The organism is Nonomuraea sp. NPDC003201 (genome assembly GCF_053590415.1).
The window spans coordinates 121,181-145,005 of the sequence record NZ_JBSFTC010000003.1; the positions used below are offsets into that span (position 1 = coordinate 121,181).

Annotated in this window: 21 protein-coding genes and 1 pseudogene; 12 read left to right on the plus strand and 10 right to left on the minus strand. The window is 71.3% G+C overall.

Annotation, left to right across the window (positions count from 1 at the left end):
* Positions 1-10 precede the first annotated feature (10 nt).
* Entirely contained in the window at positions 11-676 is a 666-nt protein-coding gene (locus ACWDX9_RS03105) for an NUDIX hydrolase (RefSeq protein ID WP_350732578.1), read from the plus strand.
* Here the strand turns inward: ACWDX9_RS03105 and ACWDX9_RS03110 are convergent.
* Positions 666-1,322: a GNAT family N-acetyltransferase gene (locus ACWDX9_RS03110; protein ID WP_449948324.1), complete on the minus strand. Its 657-nt coding sequence runs from the start codon at positions 1,320-1,322 to the stop codon at positions 666-668. The genes ACWDX9_RS03105 and ACWDX9_RS03110 overlap by 11 nt on opposite strands.
* Before the next feature lie 109 nt (positions 1,323-1,431).
* On the opposite strand from ACWDX9_RS03110, the gene ACWDX9_RS03115 reads away from it, so the two are divergent.
* Positions 1,432-2,337: a glycerophosphodiester phosphodiesterase family protein gene (locus tag ACWDX9_RS03115; RefSeq protein ID WP_449948327.1), complete on the plus strand. Its 906-nt coding sequence runs from the start codon at positions 1,432-1,434 to the stop codon at positions 2,335-2,337.
* Here ACWDX9_RS03115 and corA read toward each other — a convergent pair.
* Positions 2,334-3,356: a magnesium/cobalt transporter CorA gene (corA, locus tag ACWDX9_RS03120; RefSeq protein ID WP_449948330.1), complete on the minus strand. Its 1,023-nt coding sequence runs from the start codon at positions 3,354-3,356 to the stop codon at positions 2,334-2,336. The genes ACWDX9_RS03115 and corA overlap by 4 nt on opposite strands.
* A gap of 440 nt (positions 3,357-3,796) precedes the next feature.
* Here corA and purD point away from each other — a divergent pair, with 440 nt between their 5' ends.
* The 4 genes from purD to ACWDX9_RS03140 all read left to right on the plus strand — a co-directional run bounded on the left by purD (position 3,797) and on the right by ACWDX9_RS03140 (position 8,678).
* Positions 3,797-5,011 (plus strand): phosphoribosylamine--glycine ligase, encoded by a 1,215-nt coding sequence (purD, locus tag ACWDX9_RS03125; RefSeq protein ID WP_449948333.1) that lies wholly within the window; start codon positions 3,797-3,799, stop codon positions 5,009-5,011.
* Positions 5,008-5,844: a phosphoribosylaminoimidazolesuccinocarboxamide synthase gene (locus tag ACWDX9_RS03130; RefSeq protein WP_449948336.1), complete on the plus strand. Its 837-nt coding sequence runs from the start codon at positions 5,008-5,010 to the stop codon at positions 5,842-5,844. The genes purD and ACWDX9_RS03130 overlap by 4 nt, the downstream gene beginning before the upstream one ends.
* Positions 5,845-5,921: 77 nt before the next feature.
* A complete protein-coding gene (gene murA, locus ACWDX9_RS03135) occupies positions 5,922-7,187 on the plus strand; it encodes a UDP-N-acetylglucosamine 1-carboxyvinyltransferase (RefSeq protein ID WP_350732587.1) in 1,266 nt (421 codons plus the stop codon).
* Between the two features lie 201 nt (positions 7,188-7,388).
* Positions 7,389-8,678 (plus strand): GTP cyclohydrolase IIa, encoded by a 1,290-nt coding sequence (locus ACWDX9_RS03140; RefSeq protein ID WP_185069825.1) that lies wholly within the window; start codon positions 7,389-7,391, stop codon positions 8,676-8,678.
* A 545-nt stretch (positions 8,679-9,223) separates the two neighbouring features.
* Here ACWDX9_RS03140 and ACWDX9_RS03145 read toward each other — a convergent pair.
* Positions 9,224-9,658: a rhodanese-like domain-containing protein gene (locus ACWDX9_RS03145; protein WP_449948339.1), complete on the minus strand. Its 435-nt coding sequence runs from the start codon at positions 9,656-9,658 to the stop codon at positions 9,224-9,226.
* A gap of 163 nt (positions 9,659-9,821) precedes the next feature.
* Here ACWDX9_RS03145 and ACWDX9_RS03150 point away from each other — a divergent pair, with 163 nt between their 5' ends.
* Entirely contained in the window at positions 9,822-10,841 is a 1,020-nt protein-coding gene (locus ACWDX9_RS03150) for an EamA family transporter (RefSeq protein WP_449948342.1), read from the plus strand.
* A 12-nt stretch (positions 10,842-10,853) separates the two neighbouring features.
* On the opposite strand, the pseudogene ACWDX9_RS03155 reads toward ACWDX9_RS03150, so the two are convergent.
* Positions 10,854-12,014: pseudogene (locus ACWDX9_RS03155) on the minus strand (aspartate aminotransferase family protein); the annotation flags it as partial.
* Between the two features lie 105 nt (positions 12,015-12,119).
* On the opposite strand from ACWDX9_RS03155, the gene ACWDX9_RS03160 reads away from it, so the two are divergent.
* From ACWDX9_RS03160 to ACWDX9_RS03180, 5 genes are read left to right on the plus strand one after another with little or no spacing between them, the layout of a single operon-like run.
* A complete protein-coding gene (locus tag ACWDX9_RS03160; protein WP_364253988.1) occupies positions 12,120-12,965 on the plus strand; it encodes a fumarylacetoacetate hydrolase family protein in 846 nt (281 codons plus the stop codon).
* A 9-nt stretch (positions 12,966-12,974) separates the two neighbouring features.
* Positions 12,975-14,051 (plus strand): helix-turn-helix transcriptional regulator, encoded by a 1,077-nt coding sequence (locus ACWDX9_RS03165; protein WP_449948345.1) that lies wholly within the window; start codon positions 12,975-12,977, stop codon positions 14,049-14,051.
* A gap of 15 nt (positions 14,052-14,066) precedes the next feature.
* Positions 14,067-14,993 (plus strand): N-acetylglucosamine kinase, encoded by a 927-nt coding sequence (locus tag ACWDX9_RS03170; RefSeq protein WP_449948349.1) that lies wholly within the window; start codon positions 14,067-14,069, stop codon positions 14,991-14,993.
* Complete coding sequence (locus ACWDX9_RS03175; protein WP_449948352.1) at positions 14,990-16,195, plus strand: hypothetical protein; 1,206 nt, start codon at positions 14,990-14,992, stop codon at positions 16,193-16,195. The genes ACWDX9_RS03170 and ACWDX9_RS03175 overlap by 4 nt, the downstream gene beginning before the upstream one ends.
* Entirely contained in the window at positions 16,195-16,932 is a 738-nt protein-coding gene (locus ACWDX9_RS03180; protein ID WP_449948354.1) for a sugar isomerase domain-containing protein, read from the plus strand. The genes ACWDX9_RS03175 and ACWDX9_RS03180 overlap by 1 nt, the downstream gene beginning before the upstream one ends.
* Here ACWDX9_RS03180 and ACWDX9_RS03185 read toward each other — a convergent pair.
* The 6 genes from ACWDX9_RS03185 to ACWDX9_RS03210 are packed head-to-tail and all read right to left on the minus strand — an operon-like array spanning position 16,929 to position 23,651.
* Complete coding sequence (locus ACWDX9_RS03185; protein ID WP_449948357.1) at positions 16,929-18,272, minus strand: GTP cyclohydrolase IIa; 1,344 nt, start codon at positions 18,270-18,272, stop codon at positions 16,929-16,931. The genes ACWDX9_RS03180 and ACWDX9_RS03185 overlap by 4 nt on opposite strands.
* Positions 18,251-19,057 carry an amidohydrolase family protein gene (locus ACWDX9_RS03190; RefSeq protein WP_397369016.1) on the minus strand — a complete coding sequence of 269 codons (807 nt, stop codon included), beginning with the start codon at positions 19,055-19,057 and terminating at the stop codon, positions 18,251-18,253. Before ACWDX9_RS03190 ends, ACWDX9_RS03185 begins: the two co-directional genes overlap by 22 nt.
* On the minus strand, positions 19,054-19,791 hold the full coding sequence (locus ACWDX9_RS03195) for an amidohydrolase family protein (protein WP_449948361.1): 738 nt from the start codon (positions 19,789-19,791) through the stop codon (positions 19,054-19,056). Before ACWDX9_RS03195 ends, ACWDX9_RS03190 begins: the two co-directional genes overlap by 4 nt.
* Positions 19,785-21,380, minus strand: coding sequence for a heparinase II/III family protein (locus ACWDX9_RS03200; RefSeq protein WP_449948364.1), 1,596 nt, complete (start codon positions 21,378-21,380; stop codon positions 19,785-19,787). The genes ACWDX9_RS03195 and ACWDX9_RS03200 overlap by 7 nt, the downstream gene beginning before the upstream one ends.
* The gene (locus tag ACWDX9_RS03205) at positions 21,371-22,372 is read right to left on the minus strand and encodes a Gfo/Idh/MocA family protein (RefSeq protein WP_449948367.1); all 1,002 of its coding nucleotides are present in this window, start codon (positions 22,370-22,372) and stop codon (positions 21,371-21,373) included. The genes ACWDX9_RS03200 and ACWDX9_RS03205 overlap by 10 nt, the downstream gene beginning before the upstream one ends.
* A complete protein-coding gene (locus ACWDX9_RS03210) occupies positions 22,356-23,651 on the minus strand; it encodes an ABC transporter substrate-binding protein (RefSeq protein ID WP_449948370.1) in 1,296 nt (431 codons plus the stop codon). Before ACWDX9_RS03210 ends, ACWDX9_RS03205 begins: the two co-directional genes overlap by 17 nt.
* Between the last annotated feature and the right edge of the window lie 174 nt (positions 23,652-23,825).

Below are 23,825 nucleotides of genomic sequence, written 5' to 3' on the forward strand. Positions count from 1 at the left end.
GCGTGCCTGCATGGTCCCGAGCATCCCGGTCAGCGTCGACCTGGTCGTGCTCACCGTGCGAAACCACGCCCTGAGCGCCCTGGTATGGCGCCGGGACAATCCCCCGTTCCTCCGGCGCTGGTCCCTGTCCGGCGGCTTCATCCAGCTCGACGAGGACCTGCCGGCCGCCGCCCACCGCATCCTCGCCGAACGTGCCGGCCTCCCGGGCGCGCCGGTCCACCTGGAGCAGCTCCAGACGTACGGCTACCCCGACCGCGACCCGCGCCAGCGCGTCCTGAGCGTCGCCTACCTGGGCCTGGCCCCCGACCTGCCGGCCTCGGAGAAGGCCCACATGAGCTGGCAGCCGGTCGACTCGCTCACGGTCATGGCCTTCGACCACCGCCGCATCATGCAGGACGGGATCGAGCGGGCCCGGGCCAAGCTGGAGTACACGCCGCTGGGGGCGGCCTTCTGCCCGCCGGAGTTCACGGTGGCGGACCTGCGCCGCGTGTACGAGATCGTCTGGGGCCGTCTCCTGGACCCGCGCAACTTCCACCGGAAGGTCACCAAGGCCGAGGGCTTCCTGGTGGAGACGGGGGCCACGACGACCAGGGACGGGGGCCGCCCGGCCAAGCTCTACCGCCGCGGCCCCGCCGAGCTCCTTCACCCGCCGATGCTGCGCAGCCTCAAGGAGTAGGGCTCCTCAGCACGGCGGCGGTCATGGGGGTGTGCAGGGTCCAGCCGAGGGTTTCGTAGAGGGCCTGGCCTTCCGCCGTGGCCACCAGGACGCCCGTATGAGCCCCCCGCGACGCCGCCGTGCTCGCCAGCGTACGCATGATCACGCTGCCGAGCCCGCGGCGGCGGTGGTTGCCCGCCGTCTCCACCTGGTCCACCACGGCCGTGCGGCCAGCCAGGGCGAACTGGCCCCTGGCGGCGACCTCGCCCCCGGCCGTCAGCAGGCGGGCCGCCGTGACCCCGGCGCGGGTCGTGACGGCCAGCGTGTAGCCGGGGGGAGCCTGGTAGGTCCCGCGGGTCAGGGGCGCCGTCATCATGAACTCCGGTTCCTGGACCGCCCACCGCTCCGGCAGGAGGGGGCCGACGTCCGCGGTGGAGGCGCACAGCTTCAGCCAGGTCCCGGGCGTCATGGGGGTGGCGGTCAGGCGGTGGAGGGCCTCCGGCGTCGGGGCGGCGACGATGTGGCGGGACACGTGGCCGGGCAGGCCCACGTCCACCCGCAGGCCCCACGGCACCGGTACGGGTCGGGGAGCGTTGCGGGAGATCACCCAGCCGTCCACCCAGGCCCGAACTGTTGCGGTATGGGCAGTTTTGAGAACCTCCGTCATGATGTCCAGCTTATGGTCTGCCCTCCACCGCTGACCGGGGCGTAGCAGGATAAAAAGGACACGGCGTGGCACCGCCGAGTCGTGACCCGGGCCAGGTAGGGTCCCCGGTGTGCGCGTTGAGATACATGGTCACAGGGGAGCTCGTGGCCTCTGGCCGGAGAACACCCTGCCGGGGATGAGCCGCGCGATGGAGCTCGGCGTCCACGCGCTCGAGCTCGACGTCGCCCTCACCGCCGATCGGCGGCTCGTGCTCACGCACGACCTCACGGTCTCCGCCGTGACCAGTGCCGACCGGCGGCCGCTCAGGGCCGACGATCCGCTCTACCCCTACGTCGGCAAGCCGATCAACGCCCTCACGCTGGCGCAGCTGCGCATGCTCGACGTGGGCGTGCGGCTGCCGCGCCACCCCGACGACCCGTTCGCGCTGACGCAGGTCGCCATGCCCGAGACCAGGATGCCGACGCTCGGCGCGGTGCTGGGGCTGGTGAACGCCTACGAGGCGGAGGGCGTACGGCTGCACGTCGAGCTGAAGTCCGACCCCACCAGGCCCCACCTGACGGCCGACCCCGAGCTGTTCACCGAGCTGGTCGTCGAGGAGCTCGACCGGCACGGCAGGCTGGACAACGTGGCCGTGCTCAGCTTCGACTGGCGGATCATCACCCATGCGGCCAGGCTCGCCCCGGGCGCGCGGCGGTTCGCACTGATCGAGCTGGACACCCTCCACTGGCACGACGACCTGGGCGACGACATCCCCGCCGCCGCCCGCGACGCCGGGGCGACCACGCTCTCGCCCGAGCACGCCATGGTGGACGAGGCGCTGATGGCCCAGGCCCGGGCCGCCGGCCTCGACGTGGCGGTGTGGACCGTCAACGAGGCCGGCCTGGCGGCGCGGATGCTGGACCTGGGGGTGGCCGGGATCGTCACCGACTACCCCGACCGGATGCGGGAGCTCTGGCGGGAGCGGGGCATGGAGCTGCCCGAGCCCGTGGGCCCGCTGAAGCCGGTGGGGGTCTAGAGCCAGCCGTTCCTGCGGAAGCCCCGATGCAGGAGCACGCAGGCGGTGACCATGACGGACAGCGCCGCGGGGTAGCCCCAGACCGAGTGGATCTCCGGCATGAAGTCGAAGTTCATGCCGTAGATCCCGGCGATCATGGTGGGCACGGCCAGGATGGCCACCCAGGACGAGATCTTGCGCATGTCCTCGTTGGCCAGGGCGTTCGAGCGGGCCAGGGCGGCCTGCAGGATCGAGCTGCACAGCTCGTTGGAGGACTCCACCTGCTCGCAGACCCGGGAGAGGTGGTCGCCGACGTCGCGGAAGTATTCGCGCATGTCCGAGGGGATGACGCGACGCTGCGGCAGCGCGGCCAGGGGGGACTGCAGCGGGGTGATGGCCCGCTTCATCTCCAGCATCTCCCGCTTGAGCTGGTAGATCCGGTTGATGTCGCGGGAGCTGACGTCGGCGAACACCGTCGCCTCGACCTCTTCCAGCTCCAGCTGCATGAGGTCGGCGACCTGGAGGTACTGGTCGACGACGTGGTCGGAGATGGCGTGCAGGACGCCGGCGGGGCCGCGGTTCATCAGCTTGGGCTTGTCCTCGAGGCGCTCGCGGACCACGGTGAGCGGGCAGTGGTGGCCGTGCCGCACCGTCACCACGAAGTCGGGGCCGAGGAACACCATGATCTCGCCGGTGGCGATGATCTCGCTGGTGGCGGTCAGCTCGTCGTGGTCGAGGTAGGCGATGGTCTTGAGCACCATGAACAGGGACTCGCCGTACCGCTCGACCTTGGGGCGCTGATGGGCCTTGACGGCGTCCTCGACGGCGAGCGGGTGCAGGTCGAACACCTCGGCCAGCCACTCGACCTCGGGGGCGTCGGGCTCGTGAAGCCCCACCCAGACGAACGCGTTGGCGCCGTCGGACTCCTTGTTGCGCTCGCGGACGAGGTTGAGCGCCTCGACGATGCCGGTGGTGGCGACCTTCCTGCCCTGGACGTAGGCGCCGTACTCGACGATGGAGTCGACGGGGGGCACGCACATGTCACGCACCGGCTCTGCGAGCTGGAGCGCGGTGCGCGTCTGAAGAGGGTGACGGTTGATGCGACGGAAAAGCGTGGACGAGCGCATGGCAGTCCCTTTCCGCCCGACCTGGCACGCTCCACGCGCGATGAAACTTCACCTCACAGAATGCGTGGAGGCACGATCAGGCTGCCGGATTGGAGTGGTCGGGGGTATACGAGGTGTACGTGAACGAGCACGTACTGCTGGGATCACCAGGATTCATCCCGGACCACCTCCAATCACATTGGGACGCCGCGAAGCCGCCCTAATTTACCACAGCCGGGTGAACTTCTTTGACGATACTCGCCAGGACCGTCTCGACTCAGGTAGAACTCCACAAAGTTATGGCCCTATTCCGGCGATTGGTGTGGCCGAGGCCCTAGCCTGTGCCAGGCTGCGGGCCTGCGACAATGGACCTCGTGCGCGTTCTAGTCATTGGTTCCGGAGGGCGTGAGCACGCCCTGTGCCGTTCCCTCAGCCTCGATCCCCAGGTCAGCGAGCTCCACTGCGCCCCGGGCAACCCGGGCATCGAGCAGGTGGCGGCCCTTCATCCCGTCGATCCGCTCGACCCCGGGCAGGTGGCCGAGCTGGCCGTGCGGCTGCGGGTCGATCTCGTGGTCGTGGGGCCCGAGGCGCCGCTCGTCGCGGGGGTGTCCGACGCCGTGCGCGACGCGGGCATCGCGTGCTTCGGGCCGTCGAAGGACGCCGCCATGATCGAGGGCTCCAAGACCTTCGCCAAGGAGGTCATGAAGGCGGCCGACGTGCCGACCGCGCGGGCCAGGACGTGCGTCACCGAGGAGGAGGCGGCCGCCGCGCTCGACGAGTTCGGGGCTCCTTACGTGGTCAAGGACGACGGGCTCGCGGCCGGCAAGGGCGTGGTCGTCACCGATGACAGGGACAGGGCACTCTCGCACGCGCGTGCGTGCGAGCGCGTGGTGATCGAGGAGTTCCTCGACGGGCCGGAGGTGTCGCTGTTCGCGCTGTGCGACGGCAGCACGGCGGTGCCGCTGCAGGTCGCGCAGGACTTCAAGCGGGCCTACGACGGCGACGAGGGTCCCAACACCGGCGGCATGGGCGCCTACACGCCGCTGCCGTGGGCGCCCGACGGGCTGACCGAGCAGGTCATGCGGGAGATCGTGCACCCGACGATCGGCGAGCTGACCCGGCGCGGGCTGCCCTTCCAGGGCGTGCTCTTCGTGGGGCTGGCGCTGACCTCGAAGGGGCCGAAGGTCGTGGAGTTCAACGCGCGCTTCGGCGACCCGGAGACGGAGGTGCTGCTCGACCGGCTGGAGACGCCGCTGGGCGGGCTGCTGATGGCGTGCGCGACGGGCGAGCTGGGGCTCGACCCGGTGTTCAAGGACGGCTCGGCCGTGACCGTGGTGATCGCTTCCGAGGGCTACCCCGAGGCGCCGGTCAAGGGCGACGTGATCAAGGGGCCGCAGGAGAGCGGCGACGCGTACGTCCTGCACGCCGGGACCGCGCGGCAGGGTGACGAGGTGGTCTCCGCCGGCGGGCGGGTGCTCGCCGTGGTCGGCCACGGGCCCGACCAGGAGAGCGCGCGCCGGGCGGCCTATGACCTCGTCGGCCGGATCGAGCTGCGCGGCTCCCACCACAGGACGGACATCGCCCGATGAAGCACGTGCACTCCGGCAAGGTACGCGACCTCTATCAGACCGACGACGGCAAGCTGCTGATGGTCGCCTCCGACCGCCTGTCGGCCTTCGACCACGTGCTGGAGCCCGAGATCCCCGACAAGGGGGCCATTCTCACGCAGATGTCGTTGTGGTGGTTCGACCAGCTCAAGGACGTCGTTCCCAACCACATCCTGGGCAAGGGCGACGACTCCCGCAGCGTGCTGTGCAAGCCGCTGACGATGGTGCAGGTCGAGTGCGTGGCGCGGGGCTACCTCACCGGTGGCGGGCTCAACGAGTACCGCGCCGACGGCACGGTCTCCGGGGTCCGGCTGCCGGACGGGCTGGAGGACGGCTCCCGGCTGCCCGAGCCGATCTTCACGCCGTCCACCAAGGCGCCCATGGGGCAGCACGACGAGCCGATCTCGTACGAGCAGGTCGTCCAGGAGGTCGGCAAGGAGACCGCCGAGGAGCTGCGGCGGATCACCCTGGCCGTCTACACGCGCGGCGCGGAGATCGCCGGGGAGCGCGGCATCATCGTGGCCGACACCAAGATCGAGCTCGGCTGGGACGCCGACGGGACGCTGACCCTGGGCGACGAGGTGCTGACCCCTGACTCGTCGCGGTTCTGGCCGGCCGACGAGTGGAAGCCGGGCCACTCACAGCCCTCTTTCGACAAGCAATTTGTACGCGATTGGCTGCTATCGCCCGAATCGGGATGGGACAAATCCTCCGGAAACCCCCCACCTGCGCTTCCTGACCACATCGTGGAGCGCACGAGGCAGCGATACCTAGAAGCATATGAGCGCATCACGGGGGCTTCCTTTAGCGGATGATTCGGCTGGGCCAGTTGGTGTTACCGACTACTGTTGGCCCGATCGAGCCTCACCGTTGATTTCAAGGAGCCGCACGAATGGTCCGTTACCGCGTGCGCGGTGGCAACGCACTGCGTGGAACCGCGTTCATCCAGGGCGCGAAGAACGCCGTGCTCCCCATGATCGGTGCGGCTCTGCTCGCCGCCAAGGGCCGCACCGTTCTACGCAACGTGCCGATCATCGAGGACGTCCGCCGCGCGGTCGAGCTGGCCGAGGCGGTCGGCGCGTACGTCGAGCTGCACGAGTCGGAGCGCACGCTGGTCATCGACGCCTCCAGGCTGACCAGCGCCGTTCTGCCGGCAGAGATCGCCAGGCGCTTCCGCGGTTCCGTGCTGTTCACCCCCGCCCTGCTCCACCGGCTGGGCGAGGCCATCATCGAGGGCATCGGCGGCTGCAACCTCGGCAGCCGCAACCTCGACTTCCACTACCTCGGCTACAAGCGGCTGGGCGCGCTCGTGGACGAGGGCGAGACCGTCATCCACGTCAAGGCGTCCGGCCTCACCGGCGCGACCCTCTACCTCGACACCCCGTCGCACACCGGCACCGAGAACCTCATCATGGCCGCCGCCCTGGCCAAGGGCACGACCGTGATCGAGAACGCGGCCCTGGAGCCCGAGGTGCTCGACGTCATCGACATGCTGACCAAGATGGGCGCGCGGATCAGCGGCGGCGGCACGGGGTTCATCACCGTGGAGGGCGTGGAGGAGCTGCACGCCGTCGAGCACACGGTGATGCCCGACCGGCTCGACGCGGGCGTGTTCGCGATGGCCGCGGCGATCACCGGGGGCGAGCTGAGCCTGGTGGGCACGGGCCTCGACCTCGGCGTCGTCCGCTACAAGCTGGAGCAGATGGGCGTCGAGTTCGCCCGGCAGGGCGCCGTCCTGCACGTGCGGTGCGAGGGCCCGCTGCGCCCGATCAACATCATCACCGACACCTACCCCGGCTTCGCCACCGACCTGCAGTCGCCGATGATGACCGTCGCCGCGCTCGCCGACGGCACCAGCTACATCCACGAGCGCATCTTCGACGGCAGGTTCGCCCTGGCCGGAGAGCTGAACAAGATGGGCGCGAACGTCGAGGTCGAGGGCAGCCGGGCCATCGTACGCGGCCGGACGCCGCTGATCGGCACCCAGGTGACGGCCCACGATCTCCGCTCCGGCATCGCCCTGGTGCTCGCCGGCCTCGCCGCCGAGGGGGAGACCCACATCGACTCCGGATACCTCATCGATCGCGGCCACGCGCATCTCGCCGCCCGAATGCGCGCTCTCGGTGCGGACATTACACGAGAGATTTCAGAGCGCTAAAAAACGCCAGAAAAACCTCGTTGAGCTGCTAGGACATCTTGTCGGGCGGTCAACCTGAACGACTTTCCGGAAAAGTCGGGCGTGACATTACGGCCCCCGCGAGCGATCGTTCCAAAAGAGAGCACTGCAACGGACGGCAGGATGGGACGAACATTGGTCGAGAGGGCCGAAGAAACTCCCCGAGTGTCACGCCCGGGCGCTATGACACCGGACCTCACCATCGGCGTGGTCGGACCCCACGACCTGGTCGAGCGAGTCATGCTGATGGGTCATGCCGCGGCTCCGCTGCCGTGTCGCCTGGTCGCGGCCGCATACCGCGACGAACAGGAGGCGCCCGACAAGGTGACGCGGCTCGGACCCGGAGTCGACGCATGCTTGTTCGCCAGCCCGGTCCCTTATGACCTGGCCAGGCGTTCCGGTGTGCTGACGATGCCGGCGACGTACGTCCAACTCGGCGGAGCAGCACTGGTGGCGGCGTTGGCCAAGGCCGCGCTCGACACTCGCATCGACCCCCAGCGGGTCAGCATCGACGTGGTGAGCAGGGCCGATGTCGAGGAGGCGTACACCGACCTCGGCATCCCCGCGACGGACGTGCACAGCCGCGACGAGCCGGGAGCCACCGGCACGATCGCGGCCTACCACGAACGTCTGGCCAGGCAGGGGGCCACCTCGGGGGCACTGACGTGCCTCCCCGCGGTGGCCGAACGCCTGCACGCCGCGGGCGTACCGGTCATCAGGATCAGGCCGACCTCGGCGGCGGTCCGCACGGCGCTGCACACCGCGGCGCTGCTGGGGGCACACCACCGGCTGGAGGAGTCACAGCTCACCGTGGTGCTGGTGGAGGTGCCGACGCTGCGCGAACCCGTGCGCCGCGCGGCCCCCCGCTACTGGCGCGACGAGCTGCGGCTGTCACTGCATCGGCTCCTGGTCCAGGAGGCGAACCGGATCAACGCCACCGTCTGGCCCATCGACGATCACAGCTATCTGGTTACCGCTACCAGGGGCTCGATCGCGGCGGCGACGGACGGGTTCAGGGTGTTGCCGTTCGCGGCCAGGATCAGGGACGAGCTGGGACTGGCGGTCGAGGTCGGCGTGGGCATGGGTCGCACGACGCATGACGCGGAGTCGCACGCCCGGGCGGCACTGGCCCGCACGCAGGCGGGCAAACAGGCACAGGGATTCGCGGTGGATCGCGAGGGGCGGGCACTCATCCCGGCCCCCCGGATGCCACCGACCGGGTCCAACGCACTCAAACCGAAGGGGGTGGAAGTACTGGCCCGGCTCGCGGCCAAGCTCGAAGGCGGAGACACCGTGGTGGACGCCGAGGGCGCGGGCAAGATGCTGGGAGTGACGCCGCGTACGGCTCGGCGGTTGCTGCGCACGTTGGTTGACGAGGGACTCGCGTGGCCGCTACCGCCGAACCGCACACCGCAGCCTGGCCGTCCGCGCCAGCTGTACCGGCTGATCGTGGAGAAGCTCGGGCCCCGATGAGGGTCCGGGACTGAGCGTTTCGGTGCCGGGCCGCCTCTCGGCACCGAGCGTCACGGGCGGGGTCCGCGCCCGCGGGCACTTCGTGCTGCCCGCCGTACGGGCCTGAGGCGTCTCTTGAGGCTGGAAACGCTCCTGGGGCTGGTCTGATCCCCGGCCGGGAGTCACCGCCCCTCTGTGTGCATTACGGAGTCGTGTGTGACTGTTGTGGGCTTTCGTATGACCTGGGGAACAGGATGGCATTGACAATCGATGTCATCTTTGCGAACTCACGCATTGACTCTTGTGAACTCATTGGTTGACCCGTGTAGATCCGGGTATGTTCTCCAGTGCCCCCGATCGACGGGATTCGGACGGGGGCGCCAATTCTTTCAGGCGTCGATCTTCCGCCCTCGCGCGCGTTCTGGCTGTGTGTTTCTGGCCGAGGTGCCGCGGTTTCGTCCAACACCACGTGGCTCGGCGCGTTTCCGCAGGTCGGAGGCCGGAAGTCGTGGTAGGGAAGCGGCCGGTTTCGGGCTGATTCGTCCGGTGTTGCGGGCCGTGCGCCGTCAGCAGGCGCAGGCGGCGCCGGACACCGGCGCCGTGAGGGCGTCCACGGGGCGCCGGGTGACGCCCGAGGCGGTCTCCACGGGGAAGCCCTCCCTCGCCCAGTACTCGAAGCCGCCGATCATCTCCTTGACCCGGTAGCCCAGCTTCGCGAACTCCAGGGCCGCCCTGGTGGCGCCGTTGCACCCCGGACCCCAGCAGTACGTCACGACCATGGCCTCGCCCGGGACCAGGCCGGGCGCCCTCGCGGCGATCTCGGCGGTCGGGAGGTGCACGGCGCCCTCGATGTGGCCCTGGTCCCAGCTCTCCCGGCTGCGCGAGTCGACGACCACGACGCCGGGGACCCCGGCGGCCAGGTCGGCGGCCACGTCCGAGACGTCGGTCTCGAAGGCGAGGCGGGCGGCGAAGTGGGCGAGCGCGGCGGAGTTGTCGGACATCGGGGGATCGTTCCCTTCGTAGCGGGTTACTGCGAAGGATCGTGTCATTTCCGCAGGTGGGAGGACAGTGGCGTGAATGCCGCTGATCGCTAATATCCCGCCATAGTGCGATGTCTGATACCTGCGAGAGTTCTGTCGGGGTCGCCCGGTACAGTCATGAGCCATGCGTACGGACACCACTGACAGTCGGCCCACAGTCCTCGTCTGGGGCGCCCTGGCGGTCGTCTACGTGGTCTGGGGTTCGACGTACCTCGGGATCGGCGTCGCCATCGAGTCGATCCCGCCGATGCTCAGCGGGGCCCTGCGGTTCATCACCGCCGCCGCCCTGCTCGCCGGCTTCCTGCTGATCCGGTCGGGGCCGTCGGCCTTCAGGATGTCGCGCCGGCAGTTCCTGGGCGCGGCCGTCGTGGGCGTGCTGCTGCTGACCACCGGCAACGGGCTGCTGGCGGTGGCCGAGCAGTACATCTCCACGGGCCTGGCGGCGCTCCTGGTGGCCTCGGTGCCGCTGTGGCTGGTCGTGTTCAGGTTCGCCGTGCGCGACCGTCCCAAGACGCTCACGCTCGCGGGCGTGCTGGTCGGGCTCGGCGGGGTCGCGGCGCTGTCGCTGACCGGCGCCGACGGCGGCAGCGGCGTCGGGATCGTGGTGGTCCTGCTCGGCTCGGTGTCCTGGGCCGTGGGCTCGTTCCTGTCGAGCAGGATCCAGATGCCCGCCAACGCGCTGGCCACCAGCGCGGTCGAGATGGTCGTGGGCGGCGCCGGGCTGCTGGTGCTCGGGACCGGGGTCGGCGAGCGGCTCGACGTGTCGGCCGTCACCACCAGATCGTGGGTGGCGCTGGCCTACCTGGTGCTGGTGGGGTCCCTGATCGGGTTCACCGCGTTCTCGTGGCTGCTCGGCAACGCCCCCATCTCGCTGGTGTCCACCTACGCCTACGTCAACCCGGCGGTGGCCGTCGCGCTCGGCGCGCTCGTGCTGGACGAGCCGATCACGACCCAGGTGGTCGTCGGCGGCCTGGTCATCCTGGTCGGCGTGGCGCTGGTGATCTCAACCGAGCGGAAGCGACCGAAGCGCGTCCTCGAAGACGTCGACGGTGGCGGCGACGTCGGCCTCGGTGTGGGCGGTGGACAGGAACCACAGCCCGCGCGGCACCATGTTGACCCCGCGGTCGAGCAGCGCGGCGTGTAGGCGGGTCATCATGGCGCGGTCGGTCCCGGCGAAGTCGCGGTAGTCGCGTACCGCGGGCGCGTCGGTGAAGTACGTCTGGAAGACCGGCCCCGGCCCGTCCACCAGCATCGGGACGCCCACCTTGGCCGCGGCCTCGCGCAGGCCGGTCATGAGCTGCCGCCCCCGCGCGTAGAGGGTGCCGTAGACCTCCTCGCGCTGCTCGTCCAGGATGCGCAGGGTGGCCTCGGCGGCGGCGATGCCGACGGGCTGGGAGTTGAACGTCCCGGCGTGCGCGACCCTGCCCGAGGAGATGGCGTCCATCACGGCCGCCCGCCCCGCCAGCGCGGACACCTGCATGCCGCCCGCCATCGCCTTGCCGAAGACCGACAGGTCGGGGCTGACGCCGAGGTACTCCTGGGCGCCGCCCGGGGCGAGCCGGAAACCGGTGATGATCTCGTCGAAGATCAGCAGGCTGCCGTGGCGGTCGCACAGCGCGCGCACCCCCTGCAGGTAGCCGGGGTCCGGCTCGATGGCGCCGGTGTTGCAGAGCACCGGCTCCGTGACGACGGCGGCGATCTGTCCCGCGTGCTCGTCCATGAGACGGGCGAGCGCGTCCAGGTCGTTCCAGGGGCAGATCACCAGGTCGGCGGCGGGCGGCTGGCCCGCGGTGCCGGGGACGGGGCGCGGGTGGTCCTGCGGTCCAGCGTCGTCCAGGGACGGGTGGACGCTGTAGAGGACCGGGTCGAGCCAGCCGTGGTAGTGGCCCTCGAACTTGAGGATCTTGGGCCGTCCCGTGAAGCCGCGCGCCAGGCGCCAGGCGGCGTGCGCGGCCTCGGAGCCGACGGTGTTGAAGCGGACGCGCTCCGCCGAGGGCACCATCGCGCACAGCCGCTCGGCGACGCGGGCCTCCGCCGCGTGCTGGGCGGAGTAGACGATGCCGCGGGCCACCTGCGCGGCGACGGCCTCCACCACGGCGGGCGGGCAGTGGCCGAGCAGCGCCGGGCCCTGGCCGAGCACGTAGTCGGTGTAGACGTTGCCGTCGACGTCCCAGAGCCTGGCTCCCGATGCCCTGTCCACGTAGAGCGGCACGCCCGCGGTGCGGCGGGCGTCGCTGGAGACGCCGCCCGCGATGTAGCGCTGGGCATGGGTGTAGAGGTCGCGGCTGACGTCCAGAGTGCGGGTCATGCCGACCATCAAACGGGGGCACCTCGCCCGGCCACAAGAAAGAGAGCAAGAAGCGGGTCTAAGCGCAAATTTCGGTGCTTGTGGAGGTCACAGGGCCTTGATGGGCTTACGGACATGTTTCTTGGACGCATTCGGCGCACCCCTTCCGGTCCCGTCGAGCTGGTGGCCCGGCGGGCGCCCGGCGAGCTCGTGAGCCTGGCCGACCTCGGGTCCGACCCGGTGGCGGCCCTGGACTCGTACGGGCTTGACCGCCTGACCGAGCTGGTGGCCGGCCACGACGGCCCCACCTTGGACGAGAGCGCGGTGATCTTCGAGCCGCCCGTCGCCACCTGCACGAAGATCTGCTGCCTCGCGCTGAACTACCAGGAGCACGCGGACGAGAGCGGCCTGGAGGTGCCGCCGGAGCCGGTGCTGTTCTTCAAGCCGCCGTCCGCGCTCGTGGGCCATGGCCACCCGGTCATCGCGCCCGCCCGCACCCGCCACCTGGAGCACGAGGTGGAGCTGGCCGTGGTCATCGGCAAGGTGACCAGGGACCTGCCGGCCGAGCGGTGGCGCGAGGCGGTCGCCGGATACACCGTGATCAACGACATGACGGCCCGCGACCTCCAGCTGGCCAACATCGCCCGCAACGTGCCGTGGGACCAGTCGAAGGGGTTCGACACCTTCGCGCCCGCGGGCCCGTACCTGGCGACGGTGGACGAGGTGCCCGACCCGCAGGAGCTGGAGCTGACCTTGGAGGTGGACGGCGAGGTCAGGCAGCGGGCCAACACCCGGCAGATGGTCTTCGGGCTGCCCAGGCTCATCGCCGACCTGTCCGACGGGATGACGCTGATGCCCGGGGACATCGTCGCGACCGGCACCATCGCCGGGATCGCCCCGCTCAAGGACGGCGACACCATGCGGGCCACGGTGGAGGGAATCGGGACGCTGGTGAATACGGTCAAATTTCGGTCCGCCTAAAGTAGAGGCATGACCTACGCCGTGGCTGCCCTGGTGGACATCGACGACTTCATGGTTTCCGAGAAGACCCGTGGCCGGCCATGGGCGCTGCGCCAGCTCCAGCGCGCCGACCACGCGGTGCGCGCCGCCGCGAGCGCCCGCCGCGACGCGACCTGCCACCCCCGGCCCCCGGAGGAGTGGCTGATCGTGTTGTCGGGCGCCGACCCGGGCGCGCTGATGTCCGACGCGGAGGAGCTGGCCGAGGAGCTGCGGGCCAGGATCGTCCGCGAGACGGCGTGGACGGCCACGGTCAGCCTGGGCGCGCCCAGCCTCGAACACCTCGCGGCGGAGCGGGACGCCAGGCGGGTCAACGACTACAAGCTCGTGCTCGGCGGCGATCGGGTGATCGCGCCACCCGCGCACGAGAGCGTCGCGCCGGCGCCTCCGGTGCGCATCGAGCAGGAGCTGACCAGGCGGGTCCGCGCCGGTGACCGCAACGGCGCGGCGGGGCTCCTGGCGGGATGGGTCGACAGGTGCGCCCGGGAGCCCGGGGTCGACCCGCGCACGCTGCGCAACTGGCTCATCGGCCAGCTGCTGTTCGTGGTGGACGTGGCCAACCGGAGCAGGCTGGCCGACGGGTCGACGGACTGGGTGGAGGCCTGCGCCCGGCTGCCGATCGAGGACATCATCATGGTCGGGGACATCCACGAACGCTCCTACCTGCACATCTGGCTGCGGGAGACGCTGGGGCGGCTCATGCCGGCCGCGCCGCGCCGCGACGTGCTCGCGCTGGCCGAGGCGTACCTGGCGGAGCACTACACCGATCCCGGGCTGCGTCTGGCGACCGTGGCGGAGGCCGTGAGCGCGAGCCCGTACTACATCTCGCACCTGTTCGCGGAGGAGCGGCGGACGACGTTCCTGCGGCACCTGACCGGGCTGCGGATGCGGCACGCCCGCCGGTTGCTGTCCACCTCGGCGCTGCCGGTGGACGTGGTCGCCGCGCACACCGGCTACCCGACCGCGAAGGCCCTGCGCAGCGCGTTCCGGCGGCACGTCGGCTGCTCCCCCACGGAATACCGCAGGGCCGGGCTCCGGCCCGGATCGTGACCAGGAGGAACGCGCATGGACCTGGCGATCGACGGCGGGCAGACGGGCCTGCGGATCGGGCTGGCCGAGTCGGGGCGGATCCGGGAGATCCGCGAGCTGCCCGGCCTGTCGTACGCGGAGGGCTCCCCGGCCGAGGCCGTGCTGGAGCGGATCGGGACGGGATGGGGGCCGCTCGGCACCGTCTGCCTCGGGCTGACCACCATCCTGGACGACCCCGGCAAGCTGGCCGCCCGGCTGCTCTCCATGGCCCGCCGCGTGCTGATCACGACCGACGTGGTCACCTCGCACGCGGGAGCGTTCGCGGGCGGCGACGGCGTGGTGCTGGCCGCGGGCACCGGAGCGATCGCCCTGGGCGTGGGTGACGGCATCCGGCAGGTGGACGGCTGGGGCTACCTCTACGGCGACGCGGGCAGCGGCTTCTGGATCGGCCGCCGCGGCCTCGACGCCGCCTTCCGGGGCTTCGACGGGCGCGCGGAGCCCGGCCCGCTCACCGAGCGCGCCCAGGCCGTGTTCGGCGACCTGGCCGGCCTGCCCGAGCGCCTCTACCTCGCCCCCGACGCGGTGGCGCGGATCGCGCGCTTCGCCGTCCACGTCCTGGAGCTGGCAGGAGACTCGGGCCGCGTCCTGGAGCCGGCGGGAGACAGGAGCCGCCCAGATCCCACGGCCCGCGCCATCGCCGAGGAGGCGGCCCGCGAGCTGGCCGGCACGGTGGCGGCGGCGGCCCGCTGCCTCGCGAAGGAGGCGGCGGTGCCCGTCGCGTGGACCGGCCGCCTGCTGCGCGACCCCGGGCTCCGCGCCGGCTTCGAGGCGGAGCTGGCCCGGCTGCTCCCTCAAGCGACCCTGCGGCCTCCCGCGGGCGACAGCCTCGCGGGCGCCGCCCTGCTGGCCGCCTCCACGGGGCCGAGCCGCTACGAGACGATGATCAGAACGGCGGAACGATGAGAGTGGGACACGGCACCGCCGAGCTGCCCGTGCCGGACGGCACGCCGATGGGCGGTTACATCGACCGGCCGGGGCCGTCCACGGGCCTGGCGGACCCGCTGTCGGTCAGCGCGGTGACCTGGTCGGACGGCGGGAGACGGTTCGCGCTGGCGATCGCCGACGTCATCTGCGTCAACGAGGACCTCGCCGCGCGGGCCAGGCAGGCGGCCGGGTGCGAGCTGTGGCTGGCGGCGAGCCACACCCACGCGGGGCCCGAGACCGGCTGCGTACCGGGCGGCGGGCCGACGCCCGAGGCGTGGCTCGGCCGGCTCACCGAGGCGGTCCGCACGGCCGTGCGGCGGGCGATCGACGCGGAGCGGCCGTGCGAAGGCGTGGCGTACCGCGGCGAGCTGCACGGGGTCGGCGCCGACCGGAGCAGGCCGGGGGCGCCGGCGGTGGTGCCGCTCGATCTGATCGCCGTGCGCGACGGCGGGCTCGCCGGGGTGCTGGCGGTGCTCCCCGTGCACCCCACCGTGCTGCCCGCGGCCAACCGCCTGGTCAGCGCCGACCTGGTCGGAGCCGTACGCGCGAGCCTGCGGCGGCGGCTCGGCGAGGACGTCTGGGTGGCGGTCGCCACCGGCGCGGCCGGCGACATCAGCACCCGCCACACCCGGCACGGCCAGGACGCGGCGGAGCTGCGACGCCTGGGCGGGCTCGTCGCGGACCGCTGCGCCGAGCTGCTGGCGGGTCCGGGGACCCCGCTCTGGCGGGCCGGACCCACCGGCATCTCCTGGGCCACGCGACGGCTGACCCTCGAACCCGCCGCCACGACGGCCGACGAGGCGGCCCTCCTCGCCGGGTACGAGCAGGCCGCGGCGTCGGGTGACCCGGTCGCCACCCGCCTGGCCCGCAGCAGGCTCGAAGGGCTGCGGGCGCGCACCGCACCGCCCGTCCGGACCGGCGTGGACGTGAACGTCGCCCGCCTCGGCGGGCTCTCCCTCGCCGGACTGCCCGGCGAGCCGTTCCTCGCCGTCGCCGAGCGCGTCGCCGACCGGCCCGGTGAGCCGACCGTGGTCCTGGGCTACGTCAACGGCTACCCCGGATACCTGCCGACGGCCGCCGCCTACCGGCGCGCCGAGTACGAGGTCCTGGCCAGCCAGGTGGCCCCGGGCAGCGCCGAACTCATCGCCGAGACCGCACGAAACCTGCTGGAGGATCTGTGATGGACCAGAGCTCGTACGCGCTGATTGCCGGATCGGCCGTGGACCGGCTGCTCACCGCCGAACGCGACGCGATCGAACAAGCAGGCGCGCTGGTCTACGCCTCGTTGCGCGCGGGCGGGGTGCTCCAGGCGTTCGGCACCGGCCATTCGAGGTCCGTCGCGCTGGAGCTCACCGGCCGGGCGGGCGGCCTGGTGCCGGTCAACCAGCTCGGCATCCGCGACCTCGCCTACTACGGCGACGCCTCGCCGCGCGACCTCCTCGACCCGAAGATCGAGCGTGCGCCCGGCCTCGCCGCACGCGTCTGGGAGCTGGCCGACATCCGGCCCGACGACGTCTTCCTGATCATCTCGAACTCCGGCGGCAACGCGGCGATCGTCGAGATGGCCCGGCTCGCGGTCCGGAACGGGCACCCGGTGATCGCCATCACCTCTCGCGCGCATACCGCCGAGGTGGCCGTCGAGGAGCGGCTGGCCGACCTGGCCCAGGTGGTCATCGACAACGGGGCGCCGTACGGCGACGCCACGCTGCCGCTGCCGGGCGGCGGCAGCGCCTGCGGCGTCTCGACCCTCACCGGCGTGCTGGTCGCGCAGCTCCTGGTCGCCGAGGTCGTCGGCCGCTTCCTCGCGGCCGGCGAGCCGCCGCCCGTCTTCAGGTCGGCCAACACCCCGGGCGGCGACGCGCACAACGCCCTGCTGCTGGACAGGTACGGCCCGCGCGTACGCCTCGGCGACGCCTAACTCCGCACGAGCCGGTACGGCTGGCGGGGCCGGCCCGCCTGGGTGCCCTTGACCGGAGGCATGGGCCAGGCCAGGCCCTCCTCCGCGAGGCTCTGCAGCACCCGGCGGGCGCTGCGCGGGGAGATCGACAGCACCTCCGCGACGATCTCGGCGTCGACCACCATCGAGTCGCCGTCGTGCAGGCCCTCCACCAGGCGTTCGAGCAGCTTGGCCGCCTTGGTGGCGACGATCGGCTCGGTGTCCTGCCGCTTGCGCCGGCGTACCGGCAGCGACAGCACGGTGCCGTCGCCCCCGACCAGGTACGCGGCGGTCGCCCCCGCGTTGCGGGCCTTCTCGACGGCCGCCATCGCGTTGGCGTCGGCGTCGCGGGCCGTGCTGCCGAGCCCGACGCCGACCTCGACGTCGACCCCCACGTCGGAGCGGATCCGGTCCATGAACGGCGCCATCCTGAACCCCTCCGTGGCCTGGCCGAGCGCGCCCACGGTGGCGGTGACGACGTAGCCGTTCTCGTCGCGGGGCGCCACGGTGGCGCCCATCAGCCGCGCGTCGGCGAGCAGCGAGCGGTGCAGCGACAGCTTCAGCTCCTGCTGCCAGTAGTTGCCCGGCCCGGAGTAGCTGGGCTTGGCGGAGGCGGCGAGCTCGACGACCACGATGGCGATCTGCGCGTCCTCCAGCCTGCTGCCGGTGCCGAGCAGGGCGGCGGTGTTGAGCGCGAGGCGCAACGTGTGGGAGGTCGGCAGCAGGCGCAGCACGGGCACGCCGGCGGCGCTCAGCTTGTTGGCGACGCTCCTTATCGTGGTGAGCGCCGCGGTGGTCTCGCCCTGGCGGTAGAGCTCCTCGTGGAAGGCGCTGAAGCCGCGCGCCGACTCCGGCCGGTCGTACTCGGAGAGGTGCACGCCGGCCGTGCTCACGCCGATCTCGCCGTACGCCTCGTCCACGTCGGCGGCGGGCAGCGAGTCGATGCTCACCCTGGCCGGGTCGATCCCGTGGGTGAGCACCCCGCGCAGCAGGCTGGCGTACAGGCTGGCCCCGCTCATGGGCACGAACGTGGCGGGGACGGTCAGCTCGCCCGCCTGCCTGGCCAGATCGTGCTGGAGGGGCCCGGTGAACAGCACCACGTCGATGCTGTCGGCGATCCGCGAGAACTTGTCGTAGGTCTCGTGCTCCTCGGCATGAGGCGCGCCGAGCAGCCGCCAGTCGGCCGCGGCCGGCAGGCCGGCGCCGATCATCATGATCTGTTCGACGAGATCGTGCGGTCCCACGACTCCGATCGTCACCCTGGGCCGCGACTCCGAACGCAGCCGGTCCATGATCTTGATCACCCCAGTCCGGATCTCCACTGCAGCAAGCGGGTCATCGTCGCACCGAGCACCGCGGCCTGGTCCCCCTCTGCGAGGCCACTGAAGATTACCCTCCCCAACGAGATCCGAAGATCGATGAAGGGGAAGTCGGACCCGTAGACGACCCGGCCGGCACCGAGCTCCCGCACCATCCTGGCGATGTCGGGCCCGGTGTTGAAGGACCCGCACACCTCCAGGATGACCCCTGGGCGCCGGTGCGCCACCTCGATGGCCCGTTCGATGCCCAGCGGGGTCGCCCCCGCGTGCCCCGCGATGATCACCACGTCGGGGTGCTCCGACGCGACGGCATCCACCGCGGCCAGGTCGTTGTAGGGGGAGCCGTCGTAGGTGTGGGTGAGCACCGGGCAGCCGGTTCGCTGCGCGAACTCCCACACGCCGGCGTAGCGCCTGCCGGTGAGCGGGTAGTCGTGCAGGTCGGGGTGGAGCTTGATGCCGCCGAAGCGCGGATCCGCGCTCCACCTGGCCAGCTCGCCGTCGGGGTCCTGCCAGGGGTTGATCGTCAGGTATCCGGTGAAGCGGTCCGGCGCGCGCTCCACCGCCTCGGCGGTCGCGGCGTTCCCCGCCGCCGCGTCGAGCTGGATCGCCAGGTGGCTGGAGATGACGGCGTGCGCCACGCCGCACCTGTCCATCACCCTGACCATCGCGTCAGGAGACGCCTCGGGGATGAAGAACAGGCTGTAGGGGCCGGCGTGCGCGTGCGCGTCGACGATCCGGACGCTGGTCTGCGGGCGGCGCTGCCACAGCGCCGAGGTGATCGCGTTCACACCGCCCCCACGGGCAGCAGTTCCAGCAGGGTGCCGGCGCCGATGGCGGCCACGGCCGCGTCGTCGAGCTCCGCCCACAGCAGCCGGGTGACCGCCTCGGCGGGGTCCCGGAGCGGCGCGCCCGTGCCGAAGACGAGACGGCGCTCGCCGTACCGCTCGACGAGCCATTCGAGCCCGCAGTGCGAGGACAGGTTGGCCAGCCCCAGGTAGACGTTGCCGGTGCGGGAGAGCACCCCGGCCGCCTGCCTGAGCTGGCGGTAGCCGATCGCGCCGACCACGACCCGCAGCTTCGGGTGCGCGGCGGCGACGGACTCCACGGCGGCCCAGCCGGTCTGGGCCGCGTCCACGAGCAGCGGCAGCCCGGCCTCGGCGACGGCGGCGAGCATGGCCGCGCAGTCGCGGCCGGCGAGGTCGTAGCCGTGGTCGGCGGGGTAGGCGCGGACGGCGCACACCCCGCCCTCCAGCGCCCCGGTCACGAACTCGTCCGGAGTGCCGGTCTCGCCGCAGGTGCCGGGCAGCATCACCCAGCAGGGACGCAGCCTGGGCCGGCCGGCGACCAGGCCGAGCAGCTCCCTGTTGCCCGTCGCGGGGTCGTGCAGCCACGACAGGGTGTGGCTGACCACGGCCTCCGCGATGCCGAAGCGGTCCATCCTGTCCAGCGCCTCCGTGATCGAGCCCGTGCCCACGTCCCTGCGGGGATAGCGGCCGAGCATCGCGTCAGCGTCGATCAGCATGTACCGTCCAATCTTCGGGGCCAATCTTCAGGCACTGCGGGAAGTTCGTCGCGGTAGGGGAAGACGCCGACGGTGAACCTGCCGTCGGCGCGCCGCAGGCCGAGCGAGTGGATCTCGCCGTACTCGGCGGTCCTGGTGGCGGGGTCCGGGATCCTGGCCGGGCCCGTCCCGTACAGGACCTCGTCGGGCGGTTCCAGCGGCACCACCAGGATTCCCGGGCCACGAGTGCCCGCGAACCCGCCGTCGCGCTCGACCCACGGCGACAGGCCGTGGATCTGCCAGATCGCCTCCGCGTCGATCCGGTCGGTGACGATCCAGTACGGGTTGTCGCCCTTGACGAAGACGATCTCCCGGTCGTGCCGCGCGCTGTAGCCGTGGTGGTGCCCCGCGAAGACGTCGGCCCGCGCGGAGACGGAGAACAGGTCACAGGCGGCGCGGCGGTCCTCGACGTAGCCCTCGCCCGGGACGAGCAGCGTGTTGTGCGCCCTGGTCGCCTGGTACCAGTCGTAGTAGCCGGGGTCGTCGTAGGACGGCGGGCCGCCCCCTTCCCAGGCCAGCGGCACACCCCAGCCCGACAGCACGAAGTCGAGCGCCGCGTGGTGGCTGTGCGGTTCGAGCTCGTGCCCGACGTAAGGGCCGTAGTTGACGACGGCGTGGAAGTCGCCGTGGCGGAAGGTGGCGTAGCCGCTGGCCTCCAGGTTGTGCGAGCCCTCGGCCGGCCCGACGCCCTCCGGCCAGATCAGGCCGCTGTCCTGCAGATGGGGCACCCAGCCGCCGGACGTCATCAGGACGCTCAGCCAGTGGTACATGGCCTGGCGGCGCGGGTGCCGCGCGAGAGCGGGCTCGACGGCCACGGCCCGTTCGAGGTTGTCCAGGCACATGAGGTGGTAGCTGGGCGAGCGCTCGTGGTGGCCGCCGTCGGCGCGCACGTCCTGTTCGAGGTGCTCCAGGATGCGGGCCATGGCGGCCTCGGCCCACTGCCCCGCCTCGGGCAGGTCCGCGAACACCCTGGCCGTGTGCAGCAGCTCGCACGCGTTGACGAACTGCCAGTTGCCGTGGCGGAACTCGTCGTGCTCCTCGGCCGACCACCTGGCGCCGCCGACGACCGTCTTCATCATCCGCAGCCAGCACCCGTCGCTCAGCGCGGGCTCGTCCGCGAAGACGGCCAGCGCCTCGGTGACGTACATGGCGCGGGCGCGGACGCCGAGCGAGTACCAGACCACGTCGAGCCCCGGCCAGTCGCCCTCGACCCGGTCGCGGTCGTCGTACCACTGGCGGAACAGGCGGTCCCACTCGGCGGCGTAGCGGGGGTCCCCGGTCCCGGCGTAGGCCGTGATCAGCGGGGACATCCAGCGCAGGTAGTGGAAGCCGTACAGCAATGAGCGGCCGTGGCCCTTGTCCAGGAAGTCGACCTCGATCCCGAGCAGGGCGTCCGCGCCCTCCGCGCCGAGGGCCGCCGGGACCGGCCGCCGCCGGCGCCAGGCCCTGGCCTCGGCGACGCCGCCCGCCCCGAGCGTTTCCAGCAGGGCCTCGTCGGTGATGTGCCGCATGCGCGTCGGATGCACGTGCGGCGGTTTCTCTACGAACATGTCACCGGCCGCCCCGTGCGGGCGGACTCGTGCGCGGCGGCGAGCACGGCGGTCACGTGGCGCGAGCTCTCCACGCTGACCAGCGGCTCGGCGCCGGTACGGGCGCAGTCCACGAAGTGGTGGATCGCGTCGCGGTAGGCGCCCGCCGGGATGCCGTGCACGACCCGCTGGAGCATGTTGCGCGGGTAGGAGTAGGACTTCTCGGTGGCGAGCTGGATGTTCTCCTTCTGCCGGTCGAGCTGGATGACACCCGACTCGCCGGCCACGGTGACGTAGCTGTCGACCATGGTCGGGAAGGTGTTCGGGTAGATCCAGGCCGACTCGAACGTGGCCACGGCGCCCCGGCTGAAGCGGGCCTGGATCTGCATCGCGTCGGGGGTGTCGATGCCCATCCCGCGCAGCTTGCCGTGGCGGGCGGTGGCGAACACCTCCACCACGTGGTCGTCGTAGAGCCAGGTGACCAGGTCGATGTCGTGGCTCGACAGGAACCAGGCGCAGGTCGTCCGATCGGCCCAGCCGATCATCTCGGTGGGCACGTGGATCGTGTCGTCCTTGCGGGCGTAGCCCACGACCGGCTCGCCGATCAGCTCCATCTGCTGCTTGGCCTGCGCGTACGCGGGCACCCAGCGATGGTTGAACAGGCACATCGCGGTGACGCCCGCCTGCCGGATCGCGGCCACGGAGCGGTCGGCGTCCTCGACCGTGGTCGTGAACGGCTTCTCGACCAGGATGTGCAGCCCTGCCTCCGCGGCCGCCACCATCACGTCCGCGTGCAGGTGGTCGGGGGTGGTGATCGACACGGCGTCGACGGCGCCGGAGTCGATCAGTTCCCGGTAGCCCGGATAGACGGCCGCCCGCGGGGCGGCGTCGAGAGGACGGCGCGCGACGGCGGTGACCTCGGCGTCCGGGTGGGCGGACAGGACTTCGGCGTGGCCGCGGCCCATGATCCCGGCGCCGACGATCCCGACTCTGAGCTTAGGCAAGTGCGTCATTCCATTGCTTCTCTGCGGCGTCGAGCGCCTCCTTGGCGCTCTTGGATCCCTGGAGGAAGGCCCTGATCTCCTCGGACAGCGACTCTCCGAGCTCGGCGTCCTTGGCCGTGCCCAGCGGGACGTACTCCAGCTTCGGCAGGCCCTTGACGATCACCCGGCGGGCGACGTCCATCGGGGAGTCGCCGGTGATGTCCGAGAAGAAGGCGTCCTTGGTGGAGGAGATCGTCGAGGGGTAGATCGGCACCAGCTTGCAGAACGCGAGCTGGTTGGCGCCGTTGGTGAAGAACTTGACGAACTCGGCCGCCGCCCGCTGGTGCTTGGACGCCTTGGGGATGGCCACGGTCTGCTGGGCGAGCAGCAGGTATCCGCCGGTCCCGGTCTGGACGGGCTCGGTGACGAGCAGGTCCTTGTAGACGTCGGGGGCGTTCTTCTCGACGTTGACCAGCGTCGCCGCCGACGCGCTCGCCGCCATCGCGATCTGGCCGTTCTCCAGGGTCTGCGGGTAGTTCCGGACGTCCTTGGAGATCGATCCCGGCGCGATGCCGTGCTTGTCGTAGCTCGCCTTGAACGTGTCCAGCAGCTTGGCGACCTCGGGCGTGTTGAACGTCGCCTTCTTCTTGTCGGCGCTCAGCAGCTCGATGCCGTAGTAGCGCAGCACCGAGGCGGCGTTGACGCCGGGGATGTCGTTGCTGCCGTAGACCTTGGTCTCGGCGTAGACCTTGTCGGCCAGGGCGAGGGCCTCGGCGTAGGACTTGGGCGGGGCCTTCTCGTCGAAGCCCGCCTTGCCGACGACGGACTTGCGGTAGATGCCCACGGGAGTGCCGCCGTTGTACCAGGGCACGGCGTACAGCTTGCCCGCCACGCGCAGCGAGTCGACCAGGTTCGGCTGGAAGTCGGCGAGGTCGGCGGGCTTGAGCAGCTCGTCGAGAGGGGCCAGCGACGGGGTGAACCGGCCGAGGTCGGAGGAGGCGATGTTGACCGCGTCGGGGACGTCGCCGCTGGCGACCGCCGCGAGCAGCTTGGTCGCGATGTCCTGCCCGGGCACGTCGACCCACTTGACGGAGACCTTGGGGTGCTCCTTCTGGTACTGGGCGATCAGCCCGTCGATGTAGGAGCCGAAGTTCTTCTTCAGGTTGATCGTCCAGAACTCGACCTCCCCCTCGAACGGCTGGTCGTCCGCCTGTCCCCCCGACGTGCTGCCCGACGTTCCGGCCACGCAGCCGGACGACATGAGAGCCAGCGCGAGCGCGCCTGCCCCCAACGCTGTTCTCCTCGACATCGGGGGACCTCCTGAGAATTATGGCCGTCCTTAATAATTCTTTCGGCACAATGACACTCCGGCGCCCGAGTCGTCAAGGGTCCCTGCTCAGATCGGCTCTTGACGGTCGAGATCGGCCATCTATAGTCTGCGTCCAAATTCTGGCCAACTCTTATCGAGGCTTTGGGCGTCACT